Raw genomic sequence first — 24,701 nt, forward strand, 5'->3', positions numbered from 1 at the left:
GCAGGCAGGTTGCCTACGTGTTACTCACCCGTCCGCCGCTAACTGTTCCCGAAGGAACAATCCGCTCGACTTGCATGTATTAGGCACGCCGCCAGCGTTCGTCCTGAGCCAGGATCAAACTCTCCATGAAGGTAGAACTTTGATTTGTACTCATTCCTTGCTGACGAGAATTTACATTCTCTTGTACTGCTATTTACTCACTCGTTGATTCAGTTTTCAAAGGACAATTGCTACAAAAATCATTCATTTATAGCCTGCATTTATTACTTTAGCACGTTGCCGCTTTAATCGTTTTTCTTTTAGCGGCGACTTCTTTAATATAACACAACTTCAAAGATTAATGCAAGTCTTTTTTGAAAATAAAAATACTTACGATTTCCAACCACATTCTCACACAATCCACAGCTTTAAAGCAACCAACATAAGAAGTCCAGGTATCCCCAAAACACTTATTGTTCCTACAGTTACTGGGTTAATAGGCACTTCCAGCTGTGTATAGCCTTCAAGCAGATTTACAATATACAATAAAAAAGCAGCTAATGCAACATTGAAACAAAGATATCCAAGCCATTGGAAAGCTTGTCTATATCGAAATAAGATAATCATCAGTAAAATGACTGAAATACTAAGTATCCCCCACAATAAATACAGCTTTGTCATGTACTTTATTTCCCCCTCCCAAAGCTTTGCGCAACCAGCCGCTATATAAACGCCGCTCGAGCAAGCTATAGCATTTGCAAATCACATATCCTCATTTAAATGTTGCAACCTTATTATTCATGTTGCGTACATCCCATGCAGACAGATTCATCCTCTTGGCTTGTTTAAACAGCATGTCCAATCGCTTCTGAGAAGCTTCCAGGGCATATATCGCATAATCAATTTGATCATGTTCAATCACGATATCCAGACGATGCTGAGCCGTAAGCCATTCCAAGCGCGCCTTCTCGATTTCCTGCAGCAATTGTATCTTTTCACTGTTAAGAAGCTCCATATCCTTCCGTTGTTCACGAGTCACACGATCCCATATTCCCATGCGTTCCGTTCCCTCCTTAAGGCTACATATACAAGATATACAAGAGTTAAGAACCTGCCCAACAGCTTCTCAGTTGCTATTTAATATGTTTGTCCAATACTCTATAACTATGGATTCGTTAGCATTAATAGAACTATGGACAATATAAAAAAGCCTTGCAGGAAGGATCTGCAAGACTTTCGTTGTAACATTCTTTTATTATTAATACTCGCTTTCAACACAAGCTTATATTTCACGACGCCCTTCAAGCGATTTGGTCAGCGTTACTTCATCTGCGTATTCCAAATCTCCTCCTACAGGAAGCCCGTGAGCAATTCGGGTAACTTTGAGCCCAAAGGAACGCACTAATCTAGACAAATACATAGCTGTTGCTTCGCCTTCAATATTGGGATTGGTGGCCAGAATAAGCTCCTGAACCTGTTCATCACCCAAACGTTTCAACAAATCAGCTATACGAAGCTCATCCGGACCAATACCTTCCATTGGGGAAATAGCACCATGAAGAACGTGGTAGTAACCATTAAACTCCCTCGTTCTTTCCATAGCAACTAAGTCCTTAGGCTCCTGAACGACGCAGATAATGGATTGATCTCTGCTCTTGTCCTGACAAATGCGGCATGGATCCATATCCGTAATGTTACAGCATACCGAGCAGTAGTGCAGGTTTCTTTTGACATTGACTAAAGCTTTGGCAAATTCGATGCAATCCTCTTCCTTCATGCGCAGCACATGAAAAGCATGTCGTGCCGCTGTCTTGGGTCCAATACCCGGCAATCGGGAAAAGGCATCGATAAGTTTCGCTAGCGGTTCGGGATAAAACAAAGGGGTAGCTCCTTATAGAGCCTGATCATAAAAACAGGACGCTTCATAGAGAAACGCCTGTAAGATCACGCTCTTATAGTATGATCGGACTCGAGGACTAGAATAAACCTGGAATGTTTACGCCACCGGTTAAACGACCCATTTCTTTGTTAGCCAGCTCTTCAGCTTTGGTCATAGCATCGTTAATGGCAGTCAATACAAGATCCTGCAGCATTTCAACATCATCTGGATCAACAGCCTCGGGTTTAATCAAGATGGAGGTTACTTTCTTTTGGCCGTTCACGACAACCGTGACAACGCCACCACCTGCTGTTCCTTCAACTGATTTAAGAGCCAACTCCTCTTGAGTTTTCAGCATTTGCTCTTGCATTTTTTTTACTTGCTTCATCATTTGATTCATATTATTCATTCGATTCAGCTCCTCGGTCATGTAGGTGTCATTGTGTACCTCAAATGAGGTACCGTACCTTAATTAATTGCTCATCAGTCCGACTTGATCTCTACGAGATCGGCACCAAACAGTTTGATGGCCTCGTCGATCCATTGTTCATTGGCAGGAGCAGCAGGCTCCCCCTCAGGAATAAGCTTAAGCTCTTCTTTACTTCTGACTACATTCTTCGATTCATCTGAAGCAGCGTTCCAATCCTTAAGCATTATGGTAACCAGCTTCAGTGGTCTACCCATTACTTCAGCCATTACCTGTTCAATCATCGGTTTGTTAGCTGGCTTTTCGGTCGTCTCCCGATGCATGGCGCTTTTAAAAGCAACCAGTACGTTATCATTATGCAGCGAGACCGGCTCTCCGTCTACGAGCCAGGCATGAATCGTTATTTTCTGCTCTTTAACGCGGGACAATACTTGACCCCACTTTTGAAGCACGTTCTTGCATTCCGGTTCTTCCCTGCCAAGCAAATAGCCATCCAGCTTCTCAACGCTTTTCTTCATGGCTGCGGGATTGGAGGAGGTTCGCATGCCAGTTCCCGAAGGGCTACCGCCGCTGTTCGAACTGGCTGCTGACGACCCAACTCCCTGCTTCAACAGCTGGGCCAACTGCTCTTCAAGACGTTGAATCCGACTGGTTAGCTGGGTTACCAGCCCATCGGACGCACGATCTCTGGTTGCCGACTCTCCAGCCGCCGGCAATGCACCGGTGGTCGACTCCAAAGCTGCAGCTACGCCTGAATCGGCTGCCGATACACTGCAAAGCTTCATCAAGGCAACCTCAAGCAGTGTCTGCGGCTGAACGGAGTACTTCATTTCTGTCTGATAATAATTAAGCGAGTCGATCATGGCAATGAGCTCCTGCGACGTAAACGCCGCTGCCACGGAGACAAACGCTTTGACATCATGGATACGATCCGTGACAGCCTGTGAGTCAGGAACCAGCTTAACCATCAACAAATCGCGGAAGTAATAGAGCAGATTCTCCATACATTTATCCGCGCTTTTACCCTCTTGCATAAAATCCTCAATTAGTTGCAATACAGCCGGTACATCCCGGCGCTTGATGGCTTCAACCAATATTTGAAATTGATCTGAGGCCATTCCTCCGGTAATCGATACCACGTCTTCATACGTAACGCGTTTCCCCGAAAATGCCATAATTTGATCCAGCATGCTTAAGGCATCCCGCATCCCGCCATCAGACAAACGGGCAATGAAACGGAGGGCTTTTTCCTCAGCCTCTATTTGTTCTTCTTGACACACCAGATGAAGACGTTCAGCCTGTTCATCCAGCGAGACACGCCGAAAATCAAACCGTTGACAGCGGGAAATAATCGTCGCCGGCAGCTTATGAGGCTCAGTAGTAGCAAGAATGAACATCACATGCGGAGGCGGTTCCTCTAAGGTTTTGAGGAGCGCATTAAAGGCCTCAGTTGTCAGCATGTGTACTTCATCGATAATATACACCTTTTGGCGAACTTCGGTAGGTGCATATTTCACTTTGTCACGAATATCGCGGATCTCTTCTACCCCCCGATTCGAGGCGGCATCAATTTCCACTACATCCATCACAGCACCTTCCGTAATACGGATACAATTGGCACATTGGTTGCATGGCTCTTCAGCAGGACCACTCAGGCAGTTAACGGCTTTGGCCAATATTTTGGCAGCACTCGTTTTCCCCGTTCCTCGTGGACCGTTAAACAAATAAGCGTGTGTAACCCGCCCTTCGCGCAGCGAATTTTGAAGTGTTTGTACGATATGCTTCTGACCTACAATATCTCGGAAAGCCTGCGGTCTCCACGTTCGGTATAAAGCGATATGTGCCATAGCGTCAGCTCCAATAATGGTTCATCCTCTATAGTATACTACACTTGCCCGCGCGAATGAAGTACTTACGGGTACGGGATTCCTACCGTAAACGTAGTACCAAAGCCTTTGGAGGAAACACGGATATGTCCACCTACATCATGTATAATACGCTGACACACAGACAAACCCAGGCCGGTACCTTCATCCTTGGTCGTAAAAAAGGGATCAAAAATCTTATCAATAACAAACATTGGAATGCCGGGCCCTGAATCATGGATATCGATGCTAACAATGCGCTCCTCTACATCCACTCTTTCTGTCAACACCAGCTGTCCGCCATCCACCATGGCCTCGATGCCATTTTTGCATATGTTCAAAAAAACTTGTTTTAACAGCTCACGATCCGCTATTACCTGCGGCAGCTCTTCTGCAGCATCATATCTAACAATGACTCTATGCAGCACAGCTTCATTATTAATGATCGGCAGCATTTCCTTAATAACCTGAGAAATATCAAGCGATTGATATGTTACATTCTTCGGCTTGCTTAAAAGCAGAAATTCACTGACCAGTTCATTAATCCGGTTGATTTCACCGAGCATAATATCGGCAAATCCGCTCTCACGTTCCATTCCCTGAATTTGAAGTGTTTTGCGAAGCATCTGAAGAAATCCCTTAATCGATGTTAATGGATTACGAATTTCATGGGCCGTACCTGCCGCAATCTGCCCAATCATTGCCAACCGGTCACTTCTACGTACCTGCTCTTCCAATGAGCGCAGATTAGTGACATCTTTAAAAATGATATAGGCCCCGACAATTTGGTTCTGCTCATTACGAAGCACATTAGAATCCAGCAGCAGCTCGTATCGGTCTTGATTGTTAGTCCACGACAGCGCATGATTACGCACGACCATACCTTCCAATATATTACGATGCACTAAACGGTGCTCCGCTGGAAGCTCGACAAATATACTATCCATCGATTGGTTCATAACCTCTTCTTTTTTCAACCCTAATACACGGCATGCCATGTCACTAATATCCACCAATTCAAAATCGGTGTTTATTACAAAGACCCCCATATTGATATCCTTTAAAAAAGTGCCTGCAAACTGTTGTAATAAATTGAGTTCATGCTGCATCGCTCCACCCCTTACTACCAAACCAAGTTAACTTTAGTATACAATTCTCCTAAATATTTCATTTTCCTTCTAAAAACACAAAAAAACACTATGAAGCAACCTATTACAATGGCTGTTCATAATGCTCGTATGTTCGTACACCTTATTGGTTACATAAATTGAATATAACCGTGCACCTACTTTGATATTACGATCCAAGCGGAATTTTTAGTCTCGACTCAAGCCAGGCCACCCTTCGGCACATGAAACATCCCGCTTACGGCTGCTTCCTTCCGAACCTGACCGGATTCACAGGCATCCATTGCGAAGGACCCAGCTCTCAACACCGATTCTAAAACCCAAACCTCACATCGCAATACCGCATGTAGGCGATCAACCCCGCTGTAGCGGATTGCGGGTTACAGGGCACCGCTGCCTCCCCGTCTAGCACGGCAAACATAAGTATAGTCGATTCATTACAAAATAGCAACCCGTCTTTATTTTCGGGTAACCGTAACCTTCATCGTGTATCTTGGCATCGCTTTGGTTAATTTGTCTTGCGCATCTCGCGCCACAGCAGCCGTTTCCTCAGCTGAAAGTTCTGCCGGAACATGAATATTGACGGTAGCTACAGGTCCATTAATTCGAATATTGGAATCAATTACATGAGGTACCTGATCAATCGTTGCCTGCATCAGATTCGTGTCTTCCCCATACGTATGATAGGTTGGACTCATTGGCATGTTCGGATTCACGTCACTGATTCCAAGCAGCCCATCCTGAGCGTACGATTGCGCCTTGGGGCCCGCGTTTTGCTTCTGACAAGACGCAAGTGCGACAGGCATAACGAGCAGAGCACCTGTCAATACCCATGTAAATAAATAAGATTTGGACATAAAAACACCTCCTGCAGCATGATCTAAAAGCTTTCGCTCTTAGGTTTGCCACAGGAGGTGGGTTTATGCAATAAAATAGTGGAAATAGGCCAGATTATACGCCGTATTTCTTTTTGAATTTATCAACACGTCCGCCAGCATCGATAAACTTTTGTTTACCGGTAAAGAAAGGATGGCAGGAAGAGCAAATTTCCGTACGAAGATTAGCTTTAACCGAACCTGTTTCAATAACATTGCCGCAAGCACAAGAAATTGTTGTGTTGTGGTAAGTTGGATGGATAGCTTCTTTCATTTCTTTCACCTCTTTTGCCCTGAAACACCATGTGAATCAGAGTTCTAATTGAACACATGAGCAGATTATAGCATGACTAACGAGACTGATGCAAGTACCTTCTTTGTTTCAATGATTCAGGCAAATGTGTATAGGAGCCTAAAATCACATCCGGAAGCTCTTGTTCAAAAATCTCCAGCATTTGCTTCATACCAAATAGTTCACCCTGTGCCTTGGGGATCAGCTGTAAATAGCTTTCAGGATCAATATTTAAGTTGCGCAGCTGAATCAGCTTCAAATCGGTACGACGTACGAATTCGATCATCGCTTCAATTTCTTCCTCACGATCCGTAACTCCCGGGAAAATCAAATAGTTAATTGAAGTGATTACACCTTTATCGGCAGCATAGCGCAGCGATTTTTCCACATTTTTGAGTGAATAGCCGCGCGGCTTATAATAAGCATTATAGTGATCATCCAACGCGCTGATCGTGCTGACCCTCATCAGATTCAAGCCTGCATCCACAATACCCCGAATATGATCCGTTAGTCCGGCGTTGGTATTGATGTTAATATAACCGGCGTCCGTCTGCTGGCGAACCCGTTTGATCGCTTCAATAATGGTAGGCGCCTGGGTAGAAGGTTCCCCTTCACAGCCTTGTCCGAAGCTCACGATGTTATCAGGTGTCTTTAAGTGCTGGAGCATAACCTGTACGACTTCATCGACAGTCGGTTTGAAGTTCATGCGTGTCTGAGGCGCAAGAAAGCCGCTATCATCAGGTTGCTCCGATATACAGCCAAAGCAACCGGCATTACAGGAAAAGGAAACCGGAATTGACCCTTCCAAACGGTTTAAAAATGTATTCGATGCGGTCAGGCATTCATATTCCAACGCACATTTGGACAGATGCTGGAATACCCGATTGTCACCGTATTGCTGCAAAAACTGCTGTACCTGAACTTCCAGCTCCGCCGGATCACAGTTACGCGGATTCCACGGTTCGGGATCGTCTGTCGCATGCGCGGCTACATAAAACCCACCATCTTTCCATACAACGGCTGTATAACCGAATAAAGGAAGCAGCTTACTGGCATCCGACTTCACATAGCTTGGAATTAGCAGGCGTGTAAAACCTTGGGGTAACAGCGCCCCAACCGCCTGTACGTCGCCGGGAACAACCTGCATGTCTCCGGACTTCACATTAATCCCAATCGGCTTAGTAAAAGGCAAGCTAACCATGGTTGCCCCTTCAGGCAATGGAATTAACTCATCTTCCATAATATCAGTGACCATATCGCCGCTGCGGCCAAGCGCAATATAATCGGGATGGTCAAATAAGTTCCCGTCGAGGTCGGCGTAAACTAAATTCATAGCATTGTACTCCTAACCTGTTGAATTACGACGCAGAATTCTTCACACGTTTGGTAGTTGTACTCGGCGTTGGGGACAAGGTATCCTCACTGCTGGAAGACAACGGAGCCGAACCTGCTGTAGAACTGCTGGTGCTGGCGGATGACTTGCTAGCTGACGAAGCCGCACTGCTTCTGCCAGACGATGGCTTGCTTATTGCTGATGAGGTTCTGCTGGAGGTTGTCGGCTTGCTTGCTGCGGATGAAGTGCTGCTGGTTGATGGCGGCTTACTTACTGCAGAAGAAGTATTCATACTTCCATTGGATGATGGCTTGCTTACCGCGGAAGAGGCAGAGCCGTTAGCCAAAGGCTTATTTACAGACGACGAGGAATTACTGCTAACCGGTGGTTTGCTAGAACCATTACCCAGTTTTTCCAGTGTATCCAGGAACTCCTGATTCGTTTTGGAATCAACCAGCTTCTTGATAAAAGCTTCTACATATTCATGAGATTCATTCATGCTCTTGCGAATAGCCCATACTTTATCCAGCACATCTTTGCTCAGGAGCATTTCTTCACGCCGTGTACCTGAACGCCGCATATCGATCGAAGGGAAAATACGACGCTCGGCTAGTTTGCGATCCAGATGCAGCTCTAAGTTACCTGTACCTTTAAATTCTTCATAAATGACATCATCCATACGGGAGCCGGTCTCAACGAGTGCCGTTGCCAGAATCGTCAGGCTGCCGCCCTCCTCAATGTTACGCGCAGCACCGAAGAAACGTTTTGGGCGATGAAAAGCACCCGGGTCAATACCGCCCGACAAGGTACGGCCAGATGGTGGAACTACTAAATTGTAAGCACGAGCCAGACGTGTAATACTATCCATCAAAATGACGACATCTTTTTTGTGTTCAACTAAACGCATAGCCCGTTCAAGCACAAGCTCAGCGACTTTGATGTGATTCTCAGGAAGCTCGTCAAAAGTGGAGGCAATAACTTCGCCCTTAACCGAACGCTGCATATCCGTTACTTCTTCCGGGCGCTCATCAATAAGAAGCACAAACAGCTCGATTTCCGGATGATTGGTTGAAATGCTGTTGGCGATTTCCTTCAGCAGCAAAGTTTTACCGGCCTTCGGAGGTGCTACGATCAATCCGCGCTGACCCAGTCCTACAGGTGCCAGCAAATCCATAAGGCGAGTCGACAGGTGCGTCGGAGAAGTTTCCAACAAAATCTTCTTTTCCGGATACAAAGGAGTCAGTGCAGGGAAATGAAGACGCTCAGCTGCCGTTACAGGGTCTTCCCCATTGACGGCCTCAACCTGGAGCAAGCCGAAATAACGTTCGTTTTCCTTTGGAGGTCTGCATTTGCCAGATACGAGGTCACCGCTTCTTAAATCAAATTTACGAATCTGCGAAGCGGAAATATAAATATCCTCTGTACTGGGCAAATAGTTGATAGGACGTAAAAAACCGAAGCCGTCAGACAAAATTTCGAGTACGCCCTGCATGAACATCAGACCGCTTTTTTCTGCCTGTGCCCGTAAAATAGCAAATATGAGTTCTTTCTTTTTCAAAGTGCCATAGGAAGGAATTTGATGTTTTTTTGCTAACTGATACAATTCAGTCAGTTTCTGCGCTTCTAATTGCGCTAGAGGTATATCCATGATCTCAGCCACCAAACTATTAAATTTGTACTTTTGTGAAACTTATTCTAGCATTACCCAAAAAAGTAGAGGCTATACGATACTAATCCTGCTCACGCCAAACCTCTGCGCCCAAGCTTGATAGATTGCTGACCAAATGATCATAACCACGATCGATATATTCGACGCCCGTTATTTCAGTGACGCCATCAGGAACTGTCAGTGCTGCAATCACAAGTGCAGCTCCTGCACGCAAATCAGTTGCTTTCACTTTGGCTGCGCTAAGCTGACCGCCATCGATAACTGCCGAACGCCCTTCAACCTTGATTTTAGCACCCATTCGTGTTAACTCCGGAACATGCTTGAAGCGATTGCTGTATACATAATCACTCAAAATACTGGTACCCTTTGTTTGTGTCAGGAGGCTTGTCATCGGCGATTGCAAATCAGTTGCAAACCCCGGATATACAAGCGCTGTAACATCCACACTCTCATACTCGGGCTTACCGATCACACGTATGGATTCGTCCATTTCCTGAATCTCCACACCCATCTCCTGCAATTTGGCGGTAACAGCTTCCAAATGCTTAGGAATGACATTGTCCACAACAACATCCCCACGCGTTGCAGCTGAAAGGATCATATACGTCCCAGCTTGAATTCTATCAGGAATAATCGAGTGACGACAGCCATGCATGGAATCCACACCCTCAATACGGATGGTTTCGGTTCCCGCTCCTTTGATTCTCGCACCCATGGAATTTAATAGTGTAGCTACATCTATAATTTCAGGCTCTTTTGCCGCATTTTCAATCAAAGTGACGCCTTTGGCCCGAGAAGCAGCCAGCATAATATTAATTGTAGCTCCAACACTAACTACATCTAGATAAATTTTCGCTCCGCGGAGCTCTTTGGCTTGAATGCGTAAAGACCCATTTTCGGTACTTACACGCGCCCCTAATGCTTCAAAACCTTTAATATGCTGATCAATCGGACGCGGCTCAAAATTACAGCCCCCAGGTAAACCAATAGTTGCTTCTCCAAAACGGCCAAGCAGCGCTCCCATTAAATAATACGAAGCTCTCAATTTCTTAACATTTCCATTAGGCATAGGCTTGGATAACAAGGCGCTCGGATCTATAGTCATCTGATCTCCCTGCCAAATTACAGGTGCATTCAATTCTTCCAACAGTTCTGAATAAATGGCAACATCACTCAATACCGGCAAATTATCTAACGTAACCGTTGTTTCCGATAAAATCGCAGCTGGTATCAACGCTATCGCGCTGTTCTTGGCACCGCTGATTTGGACCGTTCCCCGCAAGGGACGACCTCCGGTGACCATCAATTTCTCCATTCGTTTATCTTCCCTCCAAATGACTGCTGTCAAGCTTTACATACTGAGTTAGGGCGGTAAATCCAGGTGGGTACTTTGCATATAGAAAGGAAACGCACCATGACGATGCATTTCCTATTGGAGACATTAAGCTTGGTTAGAACTTCCGAACAATTGAATTTTGGATTTAACGACTTCAACCATAGCTTTGCGGGCAGGAGTGAGGTATTTACGAGGATCGTAGATTTTCGCGTCTTTATTGAGAGCTTCACGAATGGCATCTGTACACGCTACTTGATTCTCGGTGTTAACATTGATTTTACCTACGCCAGCAGCGATTGCTTGACGGATCATCTCATCAGGTACGCCAGATCCGCCGTGAAGTACAACAGGTACAGGAATGGCACTTGACACCTTTTGAATAATGTCGAAACGAATGTTAGGCTCACCAGCGTACATACCGTGAGCAGTACCTACTGCGATAGCCAAGCAATCTACGCCAGTCTCTTCGTAGAAACGAATCGCTTCTTCCGGTTTAGCCAAGCTTGCATTTTCTTCGTCTACGCTGATGTCATCTTCCACGCCGCCGATCGTACCGAGCTCACCCTCAACGGATACGCCCATTGCGCGCGCAGCTTTAACAACTTCCTTCGTCAAACGGATGTTTTCTTCGAAAGAATGATGGGAGCCATCAAACATAACCGAGCTGAAGCCTGCGCGGATACATTTCATTGCTACTTCAAAGCTGCTGCCGTGATCCAAATGAAGTGCGATTGGCAAGCCGGATTTTTTCGCTGCTGCTTCCGCAAGGGCTACAGTAAACTCGATACCCATATACTTCAAAGCTCCTTCACTTACACCGTAAATAAAAGGAGACTTTAATTCTTCAGCCGCATCTACAATTGCTTGAGCAAATTCCAAGTTATTCATATTGAACTGCCCTACTGCGTACTTGTTTGCTTTTGCTTTTGGCAATAATTCATTCATTGAAACTAATGGCATGTTTCTTCCTCCTAGTAGTTATTGACCGAGTCAAGTATCAAAGACCGCTCTTCTGTCATACTGCGTTATTATATCATAGTTTAATTCAAATGATAACCAAGCTGGTTTGTTTTCATAGTCATAAGAAAAAAAGAGACCCTGTAATCAGGATCCCACTGCATACGAGCTATTCTTGGGCTTTCCCAAATGAATGTTAACCGCCTGCCGCAGCTCATCAATATCAAAAGGCTTCGTAAAATGCATAATCGCACCCAGATCCGTTGCCTCTTTGATCATATCCAATTCGCCATAAGCTGTCATCATAATGACTTTGATCGAAGCGTCGATACTTTTAATGTGCTTGAGAATGTCCAATCCGTCCATACCTGGAATTTTCATATCCAGTAAAACCAAATCAGGTGATGCAGTTCTGACAATTTCCAGTGCGAGCTTGCCGTTAGACGCTTGATAAGTCTGGTAACCTTCGGTGCTGAACACTTCCGTCAATAAAATCCTGATCCCATTCTGATCATCTACAATGAGTAACTTCTTCATCCATACAGCCTCCCAAGTCCACGATCGTGATTGTCGGAATTCCGGCCTGTCCCATCGAGCATATCAAGATAAATTCGATATAAGTATCGTGATTCCTGCTGCTTTTTTCGAAAAAGTTGAAATGTTTTACATTTCATGCATTTTCTGAATATCGAGTACATGCGGTATGCTGAAGTTTTGCTGCTACTTGCCATAGTTGGATATATGCTGTCGAAAGATGTTCTATGCTTACCATCAGGCCATATTTATATTAAACTCGGGATAATGTAAAAGCGGCTTCGACAAAATGCTTGAATAAACGCTGCGGACGATTCGGTCTGGAAGCAAATTCCGGATGGAATTGAACTGCCAAAAACCAAGGATGCGTCGGGCATTCGATGATCTCAACCAAACGTCCGTCCGGCGATGTACCACTGATCCGGAAGCCTGCCTTTTCCATTGCTTCACGATACTCATTGTTAAACTCATACCGGTGACGGTGTCTTTCGTACACAAGCTCATCATCGTAGCACTGCATCGCAAGAGATCCTTCCACCAGCTTGCATGGGTATAGACCAAGACGCATAGTACCGCCCAAGTTCTCAATATCTTTTTGCTCCGGCAGCAAGTCGATGACCGGATAAGGTGTTGCCGGATTAATCTCGGAGCTGTTAGCGCCCTCCAAATTCAGCACGCTGCGCGCATATTCAACGACAGCAACCTGCATACCCAAGCAAATACCGAAAAACGGAACATTATTTTCCCGGGCATAACGGATTGCAGATACTTTACCTTCAATCCCACGATCGCCAAAGCCCCCGGGCACGAGAATACCTTGGACCCCTTGGAACAGCTCCTCTACATTATGATCATAAACATCCTCCGCGTTGATCCATCGGATCTTCACTTCCGTGTTACAATCGATGCCAGCGTGTCCCAAAGCTTCAACAATGCTTAAATAAGCATCATGCAAAGCAACATATTTACCTACGATTGCAATTTCAGTCGTATGCTCTAAAGATTTGACGCGATGAACAAGATTTTCCCATTCGGTCATATCCGGTGGATTGCTTGTTAATCCAAGATGTTTAACTACGATATCGTCCATGCCCTGCTCACGCAGCATCATCGGTACTTCGTACAGCGTGTCCACATCATGACATTCAATAACCGCATTGGTGTCGATATCACAGAAAAGCGCAAGCTTACGTTTCATATCTTCACCCAGGGAATGCTCGGTACGACATACAATAATATGCGGCTGGATACCCAAACCACGCAGTTCCTTCACGCTGTGCTGTGTTGGCTTCGTTTTGGCTTCGCCGGCTGCTTTTAGATAAGGAATGAGCGTAACGTGAATATACATCACATTGTCTCGGCCAATATCGCTTTTAATTTGACGAATAGCCTCGATAAACGGCAAGCTCTCAATGTCGCCAACTGTACCGCCAATCTCGGTAATGACAACATCGGACTGCGCTTCACGGCCTGCACGGAATACCCGGTCTTTGATCTCATTGGTGATATGTGGAATAACCTGCACCGTACCGCCCAAATATTCGCCTCTGCGTTCTTTGGTAATCACGGAGGAATACACTTTACCAGTCGTCACATTGCTGCTCTTGGATAAATTAATATCAATAAAACGCTCATAATGACCCAAATCCAAATCGGTTTCTGCACCATCGTCGGTAACAAATACCTCGCCATGCTGATAAGGACTCATCGTTCCCGGGTCAACATTAATATAGGGGTCAAATTTCTGAATCGTTACTTTTAATCCGCGGTTCTTGAGCAGCCTTCCGAGCGATGCCGCTGTAATGCCTTTTCCCAGTGAGGAAACCACGCCCCCCGTAACGAATATATACTTCGTCATGTATGTAATACCTCCCTTAGTTTGTACCCTCCCAAACCCTCCCTACAGGGAGGGCCCCAAAGGGCTGTGCCCTCTGGACTCCCAACTTGAATCCAGACTGCCGTGTATTGTGCTCGCTTCTGTCCCCTTGGGACACGCTTTACGTTAGGCGCACTGACTGTTCATGATAATGTGTTGTATTCGGGTCGCTTTCGTCCTGACGGACACGCTTTACTTTAAGCGGTACGACACAAAGCAATAACATGACAAAATTCCGTTGCAAAAAAATAAAAAGTCCCCCGGCAAAAGCGGGGCACTTTATAGTCATAATTGAATAGCTTTTTCAAAAGCCCAGAAGATAGTTTACTCTCATCGGTGGGTTGCTGTCAAGTAGATGGTACCGATTCAAACTATTTATCCTCGTCTTCGTCGTCCTCAAGCTCTTCCTCGATTAGCGTGTCCAAATCGGTCTCAAGATCGCCGTCTTCATCATCCAGATCCTCATCGTCACTATCATCGTCATCGTCGATTTCTTCTTCAGGCAGGAACTCGCCTTCCTCTTCGATTTCTTCCTCAGCTTCGAAATCTTCTTCAGCCGGTTTATCGAAGGAATCGAAATCTTCTTCCTCTACAAATACATCTTCTTCCTCGGCAAACATGTCATCGTCGTCCATGTCATCGTCTTCATCGTTAATAATACGCGGACGTTTGCCACTACCCACCGTATCCTCCGATTTCTCGATCGGGTACCAGCGCTTCAACCCCCACAGGTTCGATCCTACACAAGCAAATCGGCCATCGATATTGATTTCCGTATATAATTGAGCGATTACCTGCATGACTGCCTCTTCAGACAGACCTTTAATTTTTGAAATTTCCGCCATCAGGTCACGATAATAAAATGGTGTATTCGCTGCTCTCAATACTTCAAATGCAAGGTCGACCATTGGCATCTCTTTCGCCTTATCCATACCGACCTTTAGAGTGTACTGCGCACTCATTCAAGCACATCCCCTCGAACATTTTCACAAATCTAACTGCGTGTTCCCTTATACTCCTAATAGTAAACCTTATTTTATGTAAAAAAGCAACTGCTTCCGGGTTGTCCCCTATAAATTTTAAAAGCGAAGGGAAAACCCTTCGCCCTGACTGTATCCGTGGGGACTTAAACAGCGTCCGCCCTACTGCCCTTATGGAGAAAGGGAAGAGAACCATGGGATTCTCTCTATGTATCCTATGATGCCCGTTGCTTTCTGACACGGGTGTTAACCCATTTATTTCTACTAGGCTATACGCACATGCCACATCACATTTTTTTTCATAAGATTAGGTAGGGCATTTACGATGTGCAGGAGGGCCGATGACTATTGAAATCATCCACTTTTATCAATTGGCTGGAAGCAGCAGCCATGCAGGACACCGAAAACGTCGACTGTAAGCATATCATCCGATTCTCAAGCCGCCGTGATTATTATAAGTGCATCCGACAGCTTGACGCTGCCGCCAAATATTCCGTTCACTTACCTGATATTCAACCGCTTGCTATCATTAATGCCATTTCCTGTACCTTGAACACAACAGCCAAACCTCCGTCCATCCCTTATATAAAATCCATTGAAACCGATAGAATCATGAGTGTTCATGCCGTCAAAGTTGTCAATGCGGTGCAGCCGTCGAGTGGTACAGCGCAAAGCCATGCGTCAAGCATCCCATGGGGAGTTAAACATATTCGCGCGCCTCAAACATGGAGCAAATCGAAAGGTGATCGTATTCGCGTAGGGGTCATTGATACCGGGGCCGATTATTCGCATCCTGATTTACGGCATTGCCTTTCGTACGGAGTCAATCTGGTCAATCGACATTTACTGCCAAATGACGATAACGGACACGGCACCCATATCGCCGGTACGATCGCCGCCGCATCAAGCCGCCAGCAAGGCATTGTTGGTGTAGCGCCACAAGCAATCATTCATCCGGTCAAGGCTTTTGATCACCAAGGGAGCGCCTTTGTGTCTGACATTATTGGCGGTATCGATTGGTGTGTCAGAAATCAAATTCATATTATTAATATGAGCTTTGGAATGAAGACCTACAGCAAGGCTTTGGAGCTCGCCGTTCTGCACGCTTTCCGATCCGGTGTGATTGTGGTCGCTTCCTCGGGCAATGAGGGCAAGCAAAAAATTATCGATTATCCAGCCCGCCTGCGGCAGGTGATTGCTGTCGGAGCCTCAACACGTCGAGGCAAAATCGCACCCTTCAGCAACGTCAGCAAAACAATCGATATCTATGCACCAGGTGAAAAAATATATTCAACCTGGTTAAAAGGCAAATATCACGAGCTCAGCGGCACCTCTATGGCAACCTCCCATGTGTCCGGTGTCGTTGCGCTTATGCTTTCCCGAAAACCAGGATTGAACCCGACTCAGATCAAGACGATAGTAAAAAGGCATGCCCGCCTATTGACGAAACCCGGTATGAATATTCGAGAAATCCATGCACTCAGAGCTGTTAACGCCGTGATCAAACCCAAACTGGCTGTGAAATAGCCTATGCCTTGTCACTAATAATCAGCCTCAGGCGATAGGTCCCGGCTCTTTCTCCCATGACAAAAAGTTCATAACTCCAATCCACAGTACCCAGCCCTTGCTCCAATTGAATGTTTAATTGTTCGGTAACTGCCTCCAACTCCAGCTTGCCGTGCGGCGCCTCGTAATAACCCTTGAGCCGCTGACCGGCAACAAAGGTTTGCTCTGAGCGTACATTACCCTGCCGTATGATTCGGACAAGCCCTGTCTCCAGCTTGATTAATGTGGACGTCCCCGCCATCTCGGGATCTGTATCCTTATATCGCAGATAGTAATGATCCCCCTTTGGGTACAGATCCCCTTCAACGCTGTGGCGGGTGAATGGATCCTCATCTATGCGACTTTCTATCTGTATGTTCACTTGTATGGATTGACTCATCGTATCCTCCTAAATCATAACCGCAGCAACTGCAAGATTTGTACATTCTAGTCTAGCGAACGAAATCAAATTATTCAAACTTAAGTTCGGAAATCAGGTGAATGCGTTCCGCTGCGCGGCCAAATATCCTTCCGATCGCTGTTGTTCCCCTATTTTTTTGATTGTATAAAACATTTTAAAGATAAAAATACGGGAACAAAGGCGAACGCTACTGCTTCTCCAGGACCATTTGGCCGCTCCGCTCATGATTCACCAAGCATCCAACACCTTTGAGGAGGCAACTGTTGAGTTCTTGAATACTTAGTAAGTAGTACACTGTCCCGTAAACACCAGCGAGTCACGTAGGGACGATGCGACTCCCATTCCACCACAAGTCACTCACCCCTCCCTCACCGACAGTTAAGCGTGTCCCGTAGGGACGAAAAGCGAGTCCAACCCTCCACAGTCACTCCATCCTCCCTCGCACCAACAGTTAAGCGTGTCCCGTAGGGACGAAAGCGAGTCCAGAACCACTAAACTCTGCGCACGGCCATGGGAGTCCAGAGGGCAGCGCCCTTTGGGGCCCTCCCTATAGGGAGGGTTTGGGAGGGTGGCAATACTGTTATTTTATTGTTACCATAAGAATATGCTTAGGGAATTGAGGGCACAGACAGATGAATATGAATATATTTGCCGTTATGACCGAGATGGAAATGCGGCTGCCTGTGTATGTCACGGGAGCAGGTGGCTGGCACAATCAGAATATGATGAAGCGGGAGCAAGGTTTTCCCGACTATCAGTGGATTCAAACTTTGAACGGTACCGGGCAGTTAAAGGTCGATGGAAAAACTTACACCATGCATAGCGGGCAAGGCATGCTGCTATTCCCTGGAGTCATGCATGAATACGAACCCATCACCCCGCCATGGACAGTGCGCTGGGTTACCTTTAATGGGGCCTGTATGGCCAGCCTGATGGAATCGATGCGTGTACAGGCTTCAACAGTGCTTTATTTACCGAATCCCGATGTGACGCTTGCCGTTATGCATTCGATCTTATCCACCCTGCAGTCGCAAAATCCGCTGCGCAGCGCAGAATGCTCTGCACTTGCTTACGAATTGCTGCTTGATTTATTTCTACATGCCTCTTCTTCGGAGGTACGCTCCAAGCAGCAGCACATGGAGCAGTTGGCGCCTGTGTTTGCTCTCATAGAAGAAAGCTTCGACCAGCCCATTACCATGCAGCAAATAGCAGATAAACTTGGAGTTACTCCCCAGCATACGTGCCTGTTATTTCAACAAACGATGGGGATAAGACCGATTGCTTACCTTACTCGTTATCGGCTAAGCAAAGCCAAGGAACTGTTATTGCAGCCGCTGGAGCTGGAGGTCCGCGAGGTTGCCCGTCAAGTCGGCTATGAGGACTGCAGTTACTTCATTAAGCTGTTCAAGCGCCAGGAAGGGATTACACCGAGCGCCTTCCGCAGCATGCACCGGCTGCTATAAATACAGAATCGAATCCATAGTGTACAGTTGTAACTCAGAGCAATTGGGTGTCCCCCTCGGTGAATTCGCAGCACTTATACGCAATACCAGCCAAACAGTAAATTGGGAATAACGCACCTCTACAATGAACGGATGAATGCTTATATGAACCGGAGAGCTTTTATGAAAAAATGCTTATTTACGCTGGCAGGTCTCGTTCTAACACCAACTGCTGGATATACGTATGCCCGATTTGCAGAACCTCACTGGCTTTATACAAAGGAGATAACTTTACAGCTGATGAGACTGCCCTCGGTTTTTGATGGCATGCGTGTAGTCCAATTCAGCGATGTCCACCTTGGCTTCCACTACACCGTCGAGCAGTTGAATAAGCTGGTGGATCATATTCAGTCACTGCAGCCGGACCTGATCTGCTTTACAGGCGATTTATTTGATTATTCGGTTGGCAGCGATGCTGCCCCTGCCGTACAAGCACTCTCTCGTCTGGAGGCCCCTCTTGGCAAAGGCGCTGTGCTTGGTAATCATGATTACTATGGGAAGGAAAGCGAAAAGATAAAGCGCATTTTGCAGGACAGCGGATTTGCTCTGCTGATGAATCAATCCATTCCCCTAAAACGCGAAAAGTCAACGATCTGGCTAAGCGGTGTCGACGATATGTGGGATGGCAAGCCTGACCTCCCAAAAGCACTTCGCAACGTGCCGAGTGATGCCTTTACACTGCTGCTCTCGCACTGTCCTGACTTTGCAGATGTGGCTCTGAAGCATCCAATCGACTTGCAGCTATCCGGTCACAGTCACGGCGGACAGGTTCGCCTGCCTTTCTACGGACATTTGTTTACCCCTGCTTACGGCTCCAAATATCCAGATGGCTACTACTCACTTGGCGATGGCAAGCTGCAGGTATACACAAACCGAGGTATTGGCGTATCCGTACTCCCAATCCGTTTCTTCTGCCGACCTGAGCTAAGCGTATTTACGCTCCGATGCAGTTAAATGCAAGCCGTACCGTGTCTTGTCGATTGCATAAGACCCCTGAAGTCGAGTCCCCCCATACACAGCAAACAGCCTGTTTCGCATCAGGCGAACAGGCTGTCGGATGAATGCTTCCAAACTAATGTCTGGAAATGTTTGAAATCAAGAAAAGCTACTTCACAAGCCCAAGCAAAATTTCACGGATCAGCTTGGCAGCCACAATCTGGGTTTGCTCCGTCGGATCATAAGCGGGAGCTACCTCCACGACATCAGCACCAACCACATTCAGGTTGGCAGCAGCCATCGCATGGATCGCACCGAGCAATTCCTTGGAGGTGATGCCCCCAGCTTCGGCTGTACCTGTGCCTGGTGCGCAGGAAGGGTCAAGCACATCAATATCGATAGTTAAATAAATCGGACGACCAGCCAACTCCGGAAGCACCTTTTTCAACGGCTCAAGTACTTCAAACGGGTGGAAATTAATATGTTCACGCGCATATTGGAATTCTTCACGTGAGCCGGAACGGATACCGAACTGATAAATATTGCGGCCCCCGATCAAGCCTGCTGCTTTACGAAGCGGTGTGGAATGGGATAACGGCTCGCCCTCATACTGCTCACGCAGGTCAGCATGGGCGTCAAAATGAACGATCGCCAGATCGGGATATTTGGCATACATTTCACGGAACACCGGCCATGAAACCAAATGCTCGCCACCCAAACCGAGTGGGAATTTATTATCCTTCAGCAAGCCTCGCACGTAATCACCGATAATTTCCAAGCTCCGTGCTGCATTACCAAAGGGAAGCAGCAAATCGCCCGCATCGAAATACGTCATTTCATCAAGACTTTTGTCCAAATAAGGACTGTACTCTTCCAACCCAATCGAAACTTCGCGAATCCGTGTCGGTCCAAACCGCGAGCCCGGACGGAAACTGACGGTATAGTCCATTGGCATACCATAAATAACAGCACGGGAAGATTCATAGTTATCGGAGCTTAATATAAATACATTGCCGGAGTAGGCTTGATCCAAACGCATACTTTACACTTCCTTCATTAAAATAAGCAGTATAGCCGATTGTGAAGAAGCGGACTGCTGACAAATTCAAGACCACTATTGCGATCCAAATGTCTTACTTACACAGATCTTCAACAAATTTCGGCAGTGCAAAAGCCGCTTTGTGCAGTCGAGGGCTGTAATATTTAGTATCGATATCAGGAATTTGAGTTTCATCAACCTGCAACGGATCATACTTTTTGCTGCCCATTGTGAAGGTCCACAAACCGCTTGGGTAAGTAGGAATGTTGGCACAATAAACGCGGACAATCGGGAAAATTTCTTTCACATCACGATTTACGCTTTGAATCAAATCGGCCTTAAACCACGGATTATCCGTTTGTGCAACAAAAATCCCGTCTTCCTTCAAAGACTCGTAAATCCCTTGGTAAAAGCCTTTGCTAAACAGTTCTACCGCTGGTCCTACCGGTTCGGTCGAATCGACCATGATCACGTCATATGTATTTTTGTGATCGTGGATATGCATGTAGCCATCGTTAACAATGACTTCCACGCGTGGGTTATCCAGCTCACCGGCAATTTCCGGCAAATACTGCTTGGAATATTCGATAACCTTGCCATCGATATCAACAAGAACCGCTTTCTCCACGCCCGGGTGTTTCATCACTTCACGAACAACACCACCATCGCCGCCGCCCACAATCAGCACTTGCTTTGGATTCGGGTGCGTGTACAGCGCAGGATGCGCCACCATTTCATGATAAACAAACTCGTCTTTAACGGTCGTCATAACCATACCATCCAATACGAGCATACGACCAAATTCTACTGTATCAATGATAGCAAGATCTTGAAAATCGGTTTTCTCCGTTACAAGCGTCTCGCGAATTTTCGCGGTAATCCCGTACTGCTCCGTTTGTTTCTCTGTGTACCATAATTCCATGTTCATCTCACCTTTCTTGTTTACGAATCTCAAGCCGATATAGCCCCAAAATCCGGGTCGATTGGCTTCGTCAGCCAATAGCTATGCGTCAAGTTGTATTATAGTGTATCTACTCGAAAATGCAACCTTAAACGGCCCAAAGGAGCCGTGTTCAAAATAAATTAACATTATAACGGTTTCCGATGATTAGCGGTTTGCGATTTTTTCCATACTGGTGTTATAGGCAATCAGGATCGCAAATAACCGAAAGGATGGATGACCGTGTCCCAAGAGCCCAGCAACCGCCCCTCCCGTGTCGAGCAGCAAAGCTCCAATAGTAAACCGGGTCTCCATGGCTTTCAACGCTTCAAAACGTTCTGCTCGTTAACATTTTCAACTATCTTGATGTGTGCGGCTGTACTCTTTGTAGCGCTCTTGTACATGCGCTCCCAGGCACTTCCGGTATCGAAAATGGCACCTGCAACCGAAATCTATGATATTCATGGGCAAGTCCTGGATACGTTGAATGGCGGAAAAAACAGCCAAAGCGTTACCCTCCAGGAAATATCCCCGTATTTGATACAGGCGACACTAGCCGTAGAAGACCGGAACTTTTATCATCATGTTGGCTTTGACTTGAAAGGGATCGCACGCGCTGCGGTCGTTAATATACAGCACATGTCCAAGGTGCAGGGCGCCGGCACGATTACTCAGCAGTTGGCGCGTAATCTGTATTTATCGCATGAGCGCACATGGACGCGGAAGCTGAAGGAAACGTATTATGCCGTGCAGATGGAGCTGCAAATGAGTAAGGATGAGATTTTGGACGAGTATCTGAATCAAATCTATTACGGGCACTCCACCTACGGTATACAGGCTGCCGCCAAGCTGTTTTTTGGAAAAGATGCGGCTAATTTAACATTGGCGGAAAGCGCCATGCTGGCCGGTATTCCCAAAGGTCCGCGTTATTTCTCTCCTTATTATGATTTGAAGAGCGCCAAGGAACGGCAGCAAACGGTACTCCAGACCATGGCTACAGCAGGTATGATCACACAGCAGGAAGCCGATGATGCTGGCAAGGTTCAGCTGAATATTTTAACACTTGAGCCGCGTAAACCAGCGATTGCCGGTTATTTCCGGGATTATGTGCGAAGTCTGGCTACTGAGCAGTATGGCATAACGGAGGAGCAATTTGATGAAGGCGGACTTCGAGTGTACACCACGCTGGATAGTTCGTCACAGCAGATTGCCGAGGAGGTCGTCGCCGCTCAAATGGAACCGTATGGAGACATGCAGGCAGCGCTGATCGCAATCGATCCACGTAATGGTTATGTACGCGCCATGGTTGGAGGACGGAGCTATGCGGACAACCAGTTTAACCGCGTGTTCGCCACAACACGTCAGCCCGGCTCAGCATTCAAGCCGATTGTGTATGTGACCGCTATGCAGCAAAAGCAATTCACACCGCTTACCCGCTTTAAAAGCGAACCGACCACCTTCACCTACGATAATGGCCGGCAGACCTATACACCCAATAATTTTGGCAGCGTCTATTACAACTGGATTGATCTGCGGCAGGCGATAGCCAAATCAGACAATATATTTGCTGTCCACTCCATCATTGAAACAGGAGCAGAAAACGTAATCGCAACGGCACGCAAAATGGGAATCACCAGTCCGATGAAGCCGCTGCCTTCATTAGCACTAGGAACCTTCCCTGTCAGTCCGTTCGAGATGGCTTCGGCTTTTGCCGTCTTCGCCAATGGCGGTGTGCGTGTTGAACCGACAGCAATACTTAAGATTGAGAACCGCAGCGGCCGGGTGCTCTATGAAGCCCAGCCCAAACGAGAGCAGGTAATCGAGCCTCCGTATACGTATGTCATGACCCAATTGATGGAAAGTGTGTTCGAGCAAGGGGGGACTGGCAACCGGGTATCAACCGTGATCAAACGGCCCGTAGCTGGTAAAACCGGCACAACCAATACCGATGCCTGGCTTGTCGGGTATACACCTGAGCTCTCTACGGCCGTCTGGGTCGGCTATGACAAGGATCGTAATATCAGTACGCTAGAGTCTCATGTCGCGGCGCCGATTTTTGCTGAATTCACCGAGCGGTCGTTAGAATCGGTTCCGCCGAAGCTGTTTCCTGTCCCGGATGGCGTGGTGACTGTTAATATTGATCCCGTGAGCGGCAAGCTTGCCAACGAGGACTGCCCCAAGTCGCGACCTGAGGCTTTTGTCCAAGGTACAGAACCTACTACGTATTGCACAGAGCAGCCTGCGAAAAAGGACGGCAACGCACCTGTTAAACCGAAGGGTAGATCATGGTGGGAAGATCTGAAGCGCTGGTGGAACGACTAGTAGAATGATCTGCCAAAAATCCGGTCAGCTCTTCACTGAATTTGTCCGGCTCATCGAACAGCATGGCATGTCCGCTTTCTTCGAAAACGACCAGTTTGGAGTTGGCAATAGCCCGATTCGTCAGCTTGGCCAGCTCGAAGGAACAAATCTGATCCTTCTCTCCGTGAAAGATAGCGGTAGGTACCCTGATGCTTGCCAAATCGCCGCGCAAGTCCTCATCCCGCAGCGATTCCAACGCCCGCAGGGTGCCTTGTGCCGAAGCATTTACCGCATGCTGGTGGAGCCAATCCTCAAAGCTTGCACTGCCGTCTTTGTCGGTAAATATTTTACTGAAATCCGTCACCATCTGCGGGCGGTCTGCAAGTGTAGCGAGCATCAGTTTTTCAATCTGCTCTTCAGGAGCTCCAAACGGAAAGTTGTTACGTTGGATAAACGAGGGTGCTGCGGCGCCCATCAGCAGCAGCTTGGCAATACCGTGACCCTCATGGCGGGACATGTATCGTATCGCAACCGCACCACCCAGTGAAAATCCGGCCAAAACTGCGTTGTCCAGCTTAAGCTCATCGATTACCGCACGGATATCGTCAGCCAGCCGATTATAGGAATAGCCCTCCCACGGGCTGTCAGATCGGCCAAAACCGCGCAAGTCGATCCCGACACAACGATAGCCCTGACGTGGCAGCTGCATAAATTGGTATTCAAACATGGTGTGATCTAAAGGCCAGCCGTGAATAAACAACACAGGTGTCCCTTCACCGATATCCTCAACATATATCTTAACCTTGTCATCAACCTGAATATATTGTCCCATTCTCTGTACCTCCGGTCATTAGGATTGGCATGATATGCTGAACATGCGGCATACCT

General features: G+C 46.8%; 22 protein-coding genes, 1 rRNA gene, 1 other RNA gene and 1 pseudogene. 4 read left to right on the forward strand and 21 right to left on the reverse strand.

Annotated elements, in window-relative coordinates; genetic code table 11:
* The 17 genes and pseudogenes from LRL21_RS09055 to rpoE form a co-directional block, all read right to left on the reverse strand.
* Nucleotides 1-130, reverse strand: a 16S ribosomal RNA gene (locus tag LRL21_RS09055); the annotation flags it as partial.
* 260 nt (nucleotides 131-390) lie between these two features.
* A complete protein-coding gene (locus LRL21_RS09060) occupies nucleotides 391-660 on the reverse strand; it encodes a pro-sigmaK processing inhibitor BofA family protein (RefSeq protein ID WP_076237243.1) in 270 nt (89 codons plus the stop codon).
* 91 nt (nucleotides 661-751) lie between these two features.
* Nucleotides 752-1,036 (reverse strand): DUF2508 family protein, encoded by a 285-nt coding sequence (locus LRL21_RS09065; RefSeq protein WP_240415456.1) that lies wholly within the window; start codon nucleotides 1,034-1,036, stop codon nucleotides 752-754.
* Nucleotides 1,037-1,261: 225 nt separating this feature from the next.
* A complete protein-coding gene (gene recR / locus LRL21_RS09070) occupies nucleotides 1,262-1,858 on the reverse strand; it encodes a recombination mediator RecR (RefSeq protein WP_240415457.1) in 597 nt (198 codons plus the stop codon).
* Between the two features lie 97 nt (nucleotides 1,859-1,955).
* Entirely contained in the window at nucleotides 1,956-2,267 is a 312-nt protein-coding gene (locus LRL21_RS09075) for a YbaB/EbfC family nucleoid-associated protein (protein ID WP_076237237.1), read from the reverse strand.
* Between the two features lie 74 nt (nucleotides 2,268-2,341).
* Nucleotides 2,342-4,132, reverse strand: a complete 1,791-nt coding sequence (gene dnaX, locus LRL21_RS09080; RefSeq protein ID WP_240415458.1) for a DNA polymerase III subunit gamma/tau — start codon at nucleotides 4,130-4,132, stop codon at nucleotides 2,342-2,344.
* Between the two features lie 65 nt (nucleotides 4,133-4,197).
* Nucleotides 4,198-5,259, reverse strand: coding sequence for an ATP-binding protein (locus LRL21_RS09085; RefSeq protein WP_240415459.1), 1,062 nt, complete (start codon nucleotides 5,257-5,259; stop codon nucleotides 4,198-4,200).
* 168 nt (nucleotides 5,260-5,427) lie between these two features.
* An RNA gene (ffs, locus tag LRL21_RS09090) (signal recognition particle sRNA large type) lies at nucleotides 5,428-5,691 on the reverse strand.
* Nucleotides 5,692-5,735: 44 nt separating this feature from the next.
* A complete protein-coding gene (locus LRL21_RS09095) occupies nucleotides 5,736-6,134 on the reverse strand; it encodes a hypothetical protein (protein WP_240415460.1) in 399 nt (132 codons plus the stop codon).
* A 94-nt stretch (nucleotides 6,135-6,228) separates the two neighbouring features.
* Nucleotides 6,229-6,426, reverse strand: coding sequence for a 50S ribosomal protein L31 (gene rpmE, locus LRL21_RS09100; protein WP_240415461.1), 198 nt, complete (start codon nucleotides 6,424-6,426; stop codon nucleotides 6,229-6,231).
* A 76-nt stretch (nucleotides 6,427-6,502) separates the two neighbouring features.
* The gene (locus tag LRL21_RS09105; protein ID WP_240415462.1) at nucleotides 6,503-7,777 is read right to left on the reverse strand and encodes a radical SAM family protein; all 1,275 of its coding nucleotides are present in this window, start codon (nucleotides 7,775-7,777) and stop codon (nucleotides 6,503-6,505) included.
* Between the two features lie 301 nt (nucleotides 7,778-8,078).
* Nucleotides 8,079-9,425, reverse strand: a pseudogene (rho, locus tag LRL21_RS09110) (transcription termination factor Rho); the annotation flags it as partial.
* Between the two features lie 82 nt (nucleotides 9,426-9,507).
* Nucleotides 9,508-10,761, reverse strand: a complete 1,254-nt coding sequence (locus LRL21_RS09115; RefSeq protein ID WP_240415463.1) for a UDP-N-acetylglucosamine 1-carboxyvinyltransferase — start codon at nucleotides 10,759-10,761, stop codon at nucleotides 9,508-9,510.
* Nucleotides 10,762-10,887: 126 nt separating this feature from the next.
* Nucleotides 10,888-11,742: a class II fructose-1,6-bisphosphate aldolase gene (gene fba / locus LRL21_RS09120; protein WP_240415464.1), complete on the reverse strand. Its 855-nt coding sequence runs from the start codon at nucleotides 11,740-11,742 to the stop codon at nucleotides 10,888-10,890.
* Between the two features lie 144 nt (nucleotides 11,743-11,886).
* Nucleotides 11,887-12,276: a response regulator gene (locus LRL21_RS09125; protein ID WP_240415465.1), complete on the reverse strand. Its 390-nt coding sequence runs from the start codon at nucleotides 12,274-12,276 to the stop codon at nucleotides 11,887-11,889.
* A 250-nt stretch (nucleotides 12,277-12,526) separates the two neighbouring features.
* Nucleotides 12,527-14,131, reverse strand: a complete 1,605-nt coding sequence (locus LRL21_RS09130) for a CTP synthase (RefSeq protein ID WP_240415466.1) — start codon at nucleotides 14,129-14,131, stop codon at nucleotides 12,527-12,529.
* A 389-nt stretch (nucleotides 14,132-14,520) separates the two neighbouring features.
* Complete coding sequence (rpoE, locus tag LRL21_RS09135) at nucleotides 14,521-15,111, reverse strand: DNA-directed RNA polymerase subunit delta (RefSeq protein ID WP_240415467.1); 591 nt, start codon at nucleotides 15,109-15,111, stop codon at nucleotides 14,521-14,523.
* Nucleotides 15,112-15,477: 366 nt separating this feature from the next.
* Here rpoE and LRL21_RS09140 point away from each other — a divergent pair, with 366 nt between their 5' ends.
* On the forward strand, nucleotides 15,478-16,656 hold the full coding sequence (locus LRL21_RS09140) for a S8 family peptidase (protein ID WP_240415468.1): 1,179 nt from the start codon (nucleotides 15,478-15,480) through the stop codon (nucleotides 16,654-16,656).
* Nucleotide 16,657: 1 nt separating this feature from the next.
* Here LRL21_RS09140 and LRL21_RS09145 read toward each other — a convergent pair whose 3' ends face one another.
* Nucleotides 16,658-17,074, reverse strand: coding sequence for a YwiB family protein (locus tag LRL21_RS09145; protein WP_240415469.1), 417 nt, complete (start codon nucleotides 17,072-17,074; stop codon nucleotides 16,658-16,660).
* 653 nt (nucleotides 17,075-17,727) lie between these two features.
* Between LRL21_RS09145 and LRL21_RS09150 the strand changes: the two genes are divergently transcribed.
* Both LRL21_RS09150 and LRL21_RS09155 read left to right on the forward strand, forming a co-directional pair.
* Complete coding sequence (locus tag LRL21_RS09150) at nucleotides 17,728-18,558, forward strand: AraC family transcriptional regulator (protein WP_240415470.1); 831 nt, start codon at nucleotides 17,728-17,730, stop codon at nucleotides 18,556-18,558.
* Between the two features lie 162 nt (nucleotides 18,559-18,720).
* A complete protein-coding gene (locus tag LRL21_RS09155) occupies nucleotides 18,721-19,551 on the forward strand; it encodes a metallophosphoesterase (RefSeq protein WP_240415471.1) in 831 nt (276 codons plus the stop codon).
* A 151-nt stretch (nucleotides 19,552-19,702) separates the two neighbouring features.
* On the opposite strand, the gene speB is transcribed toward LRL21_RS09155, so the two are convergent.
* Both speB and speE read right to left on the reverse strand, forming a co-directional pair.
* Nucleotides 19,703-20,572, reverse strand: coding sequence for an agmatinase (speB, locus tag LRL21_RS09160; RefSeq protein ID WP_240415472.1), 870 nt, complete (start codon nucleotides 20,570-20,572; stop codon nucleotides 19,703-19,705).
* 94 nt (nucleotides 20,573-20,666) lie between these two features.
* On the reverse strand, nucleotides 20,667-21,494 hold the full coding sequence (gene speE, locus LRL21_RS09165) for a polyamine aminopropyltransferase (protein ID WP_240415473.1): 828 nt from the start codon (nucleotides 21,492-21,494) through the stop codon (nucleotides 20,667-20,669).
* Nucleotides 21,495-21,749: 255 nt separating this feature from the next.
* Between speE and LRL21_RS09170 the strand changes: the two genes are divergently transcribed.
* On the forward strand, nucleotides 21,750-23,834 hold the full coding sequence (locus LRL21_RS09170) for a transglycosylase domain-containing protein (RefSeq protein WP_420832433.1): 2,085 nt from the start codon (nucleotides 21,750-21,752) through the stop codon (nucleotides 23,832-23,834).
* Here the strand turns inward: LRL21_RS09170 and LRL21_RS09175 are convergent.
* A complete protein-coding gene (locus tag LRL21_RS09175) occupies nucleotides 23,779-24,645 on the reverse strand; it encodes an alpha/beta fold hydrolase (protein ID WP_240415475.1) in 867 nt (288 codons plus the stop codon). The two genes, LRL21_RS09170 and LRL21_RS09175, sit on opposite strands and share 56 nt — an antisense overlap.
* Between the last annotated feature and the right edge of the window lie 56 nt (nucleotides 24,646-24,701).

The sequence above is a fragment of the Paenibacillus periandrae genome (assembly GCF_022458865.1).
Lineage (GTDB): Bacteria > Bacillota > Bacilli > Paenibacillales > NBRC-103111 > Paenibacillus_S > Paenibacillus_S periandrae.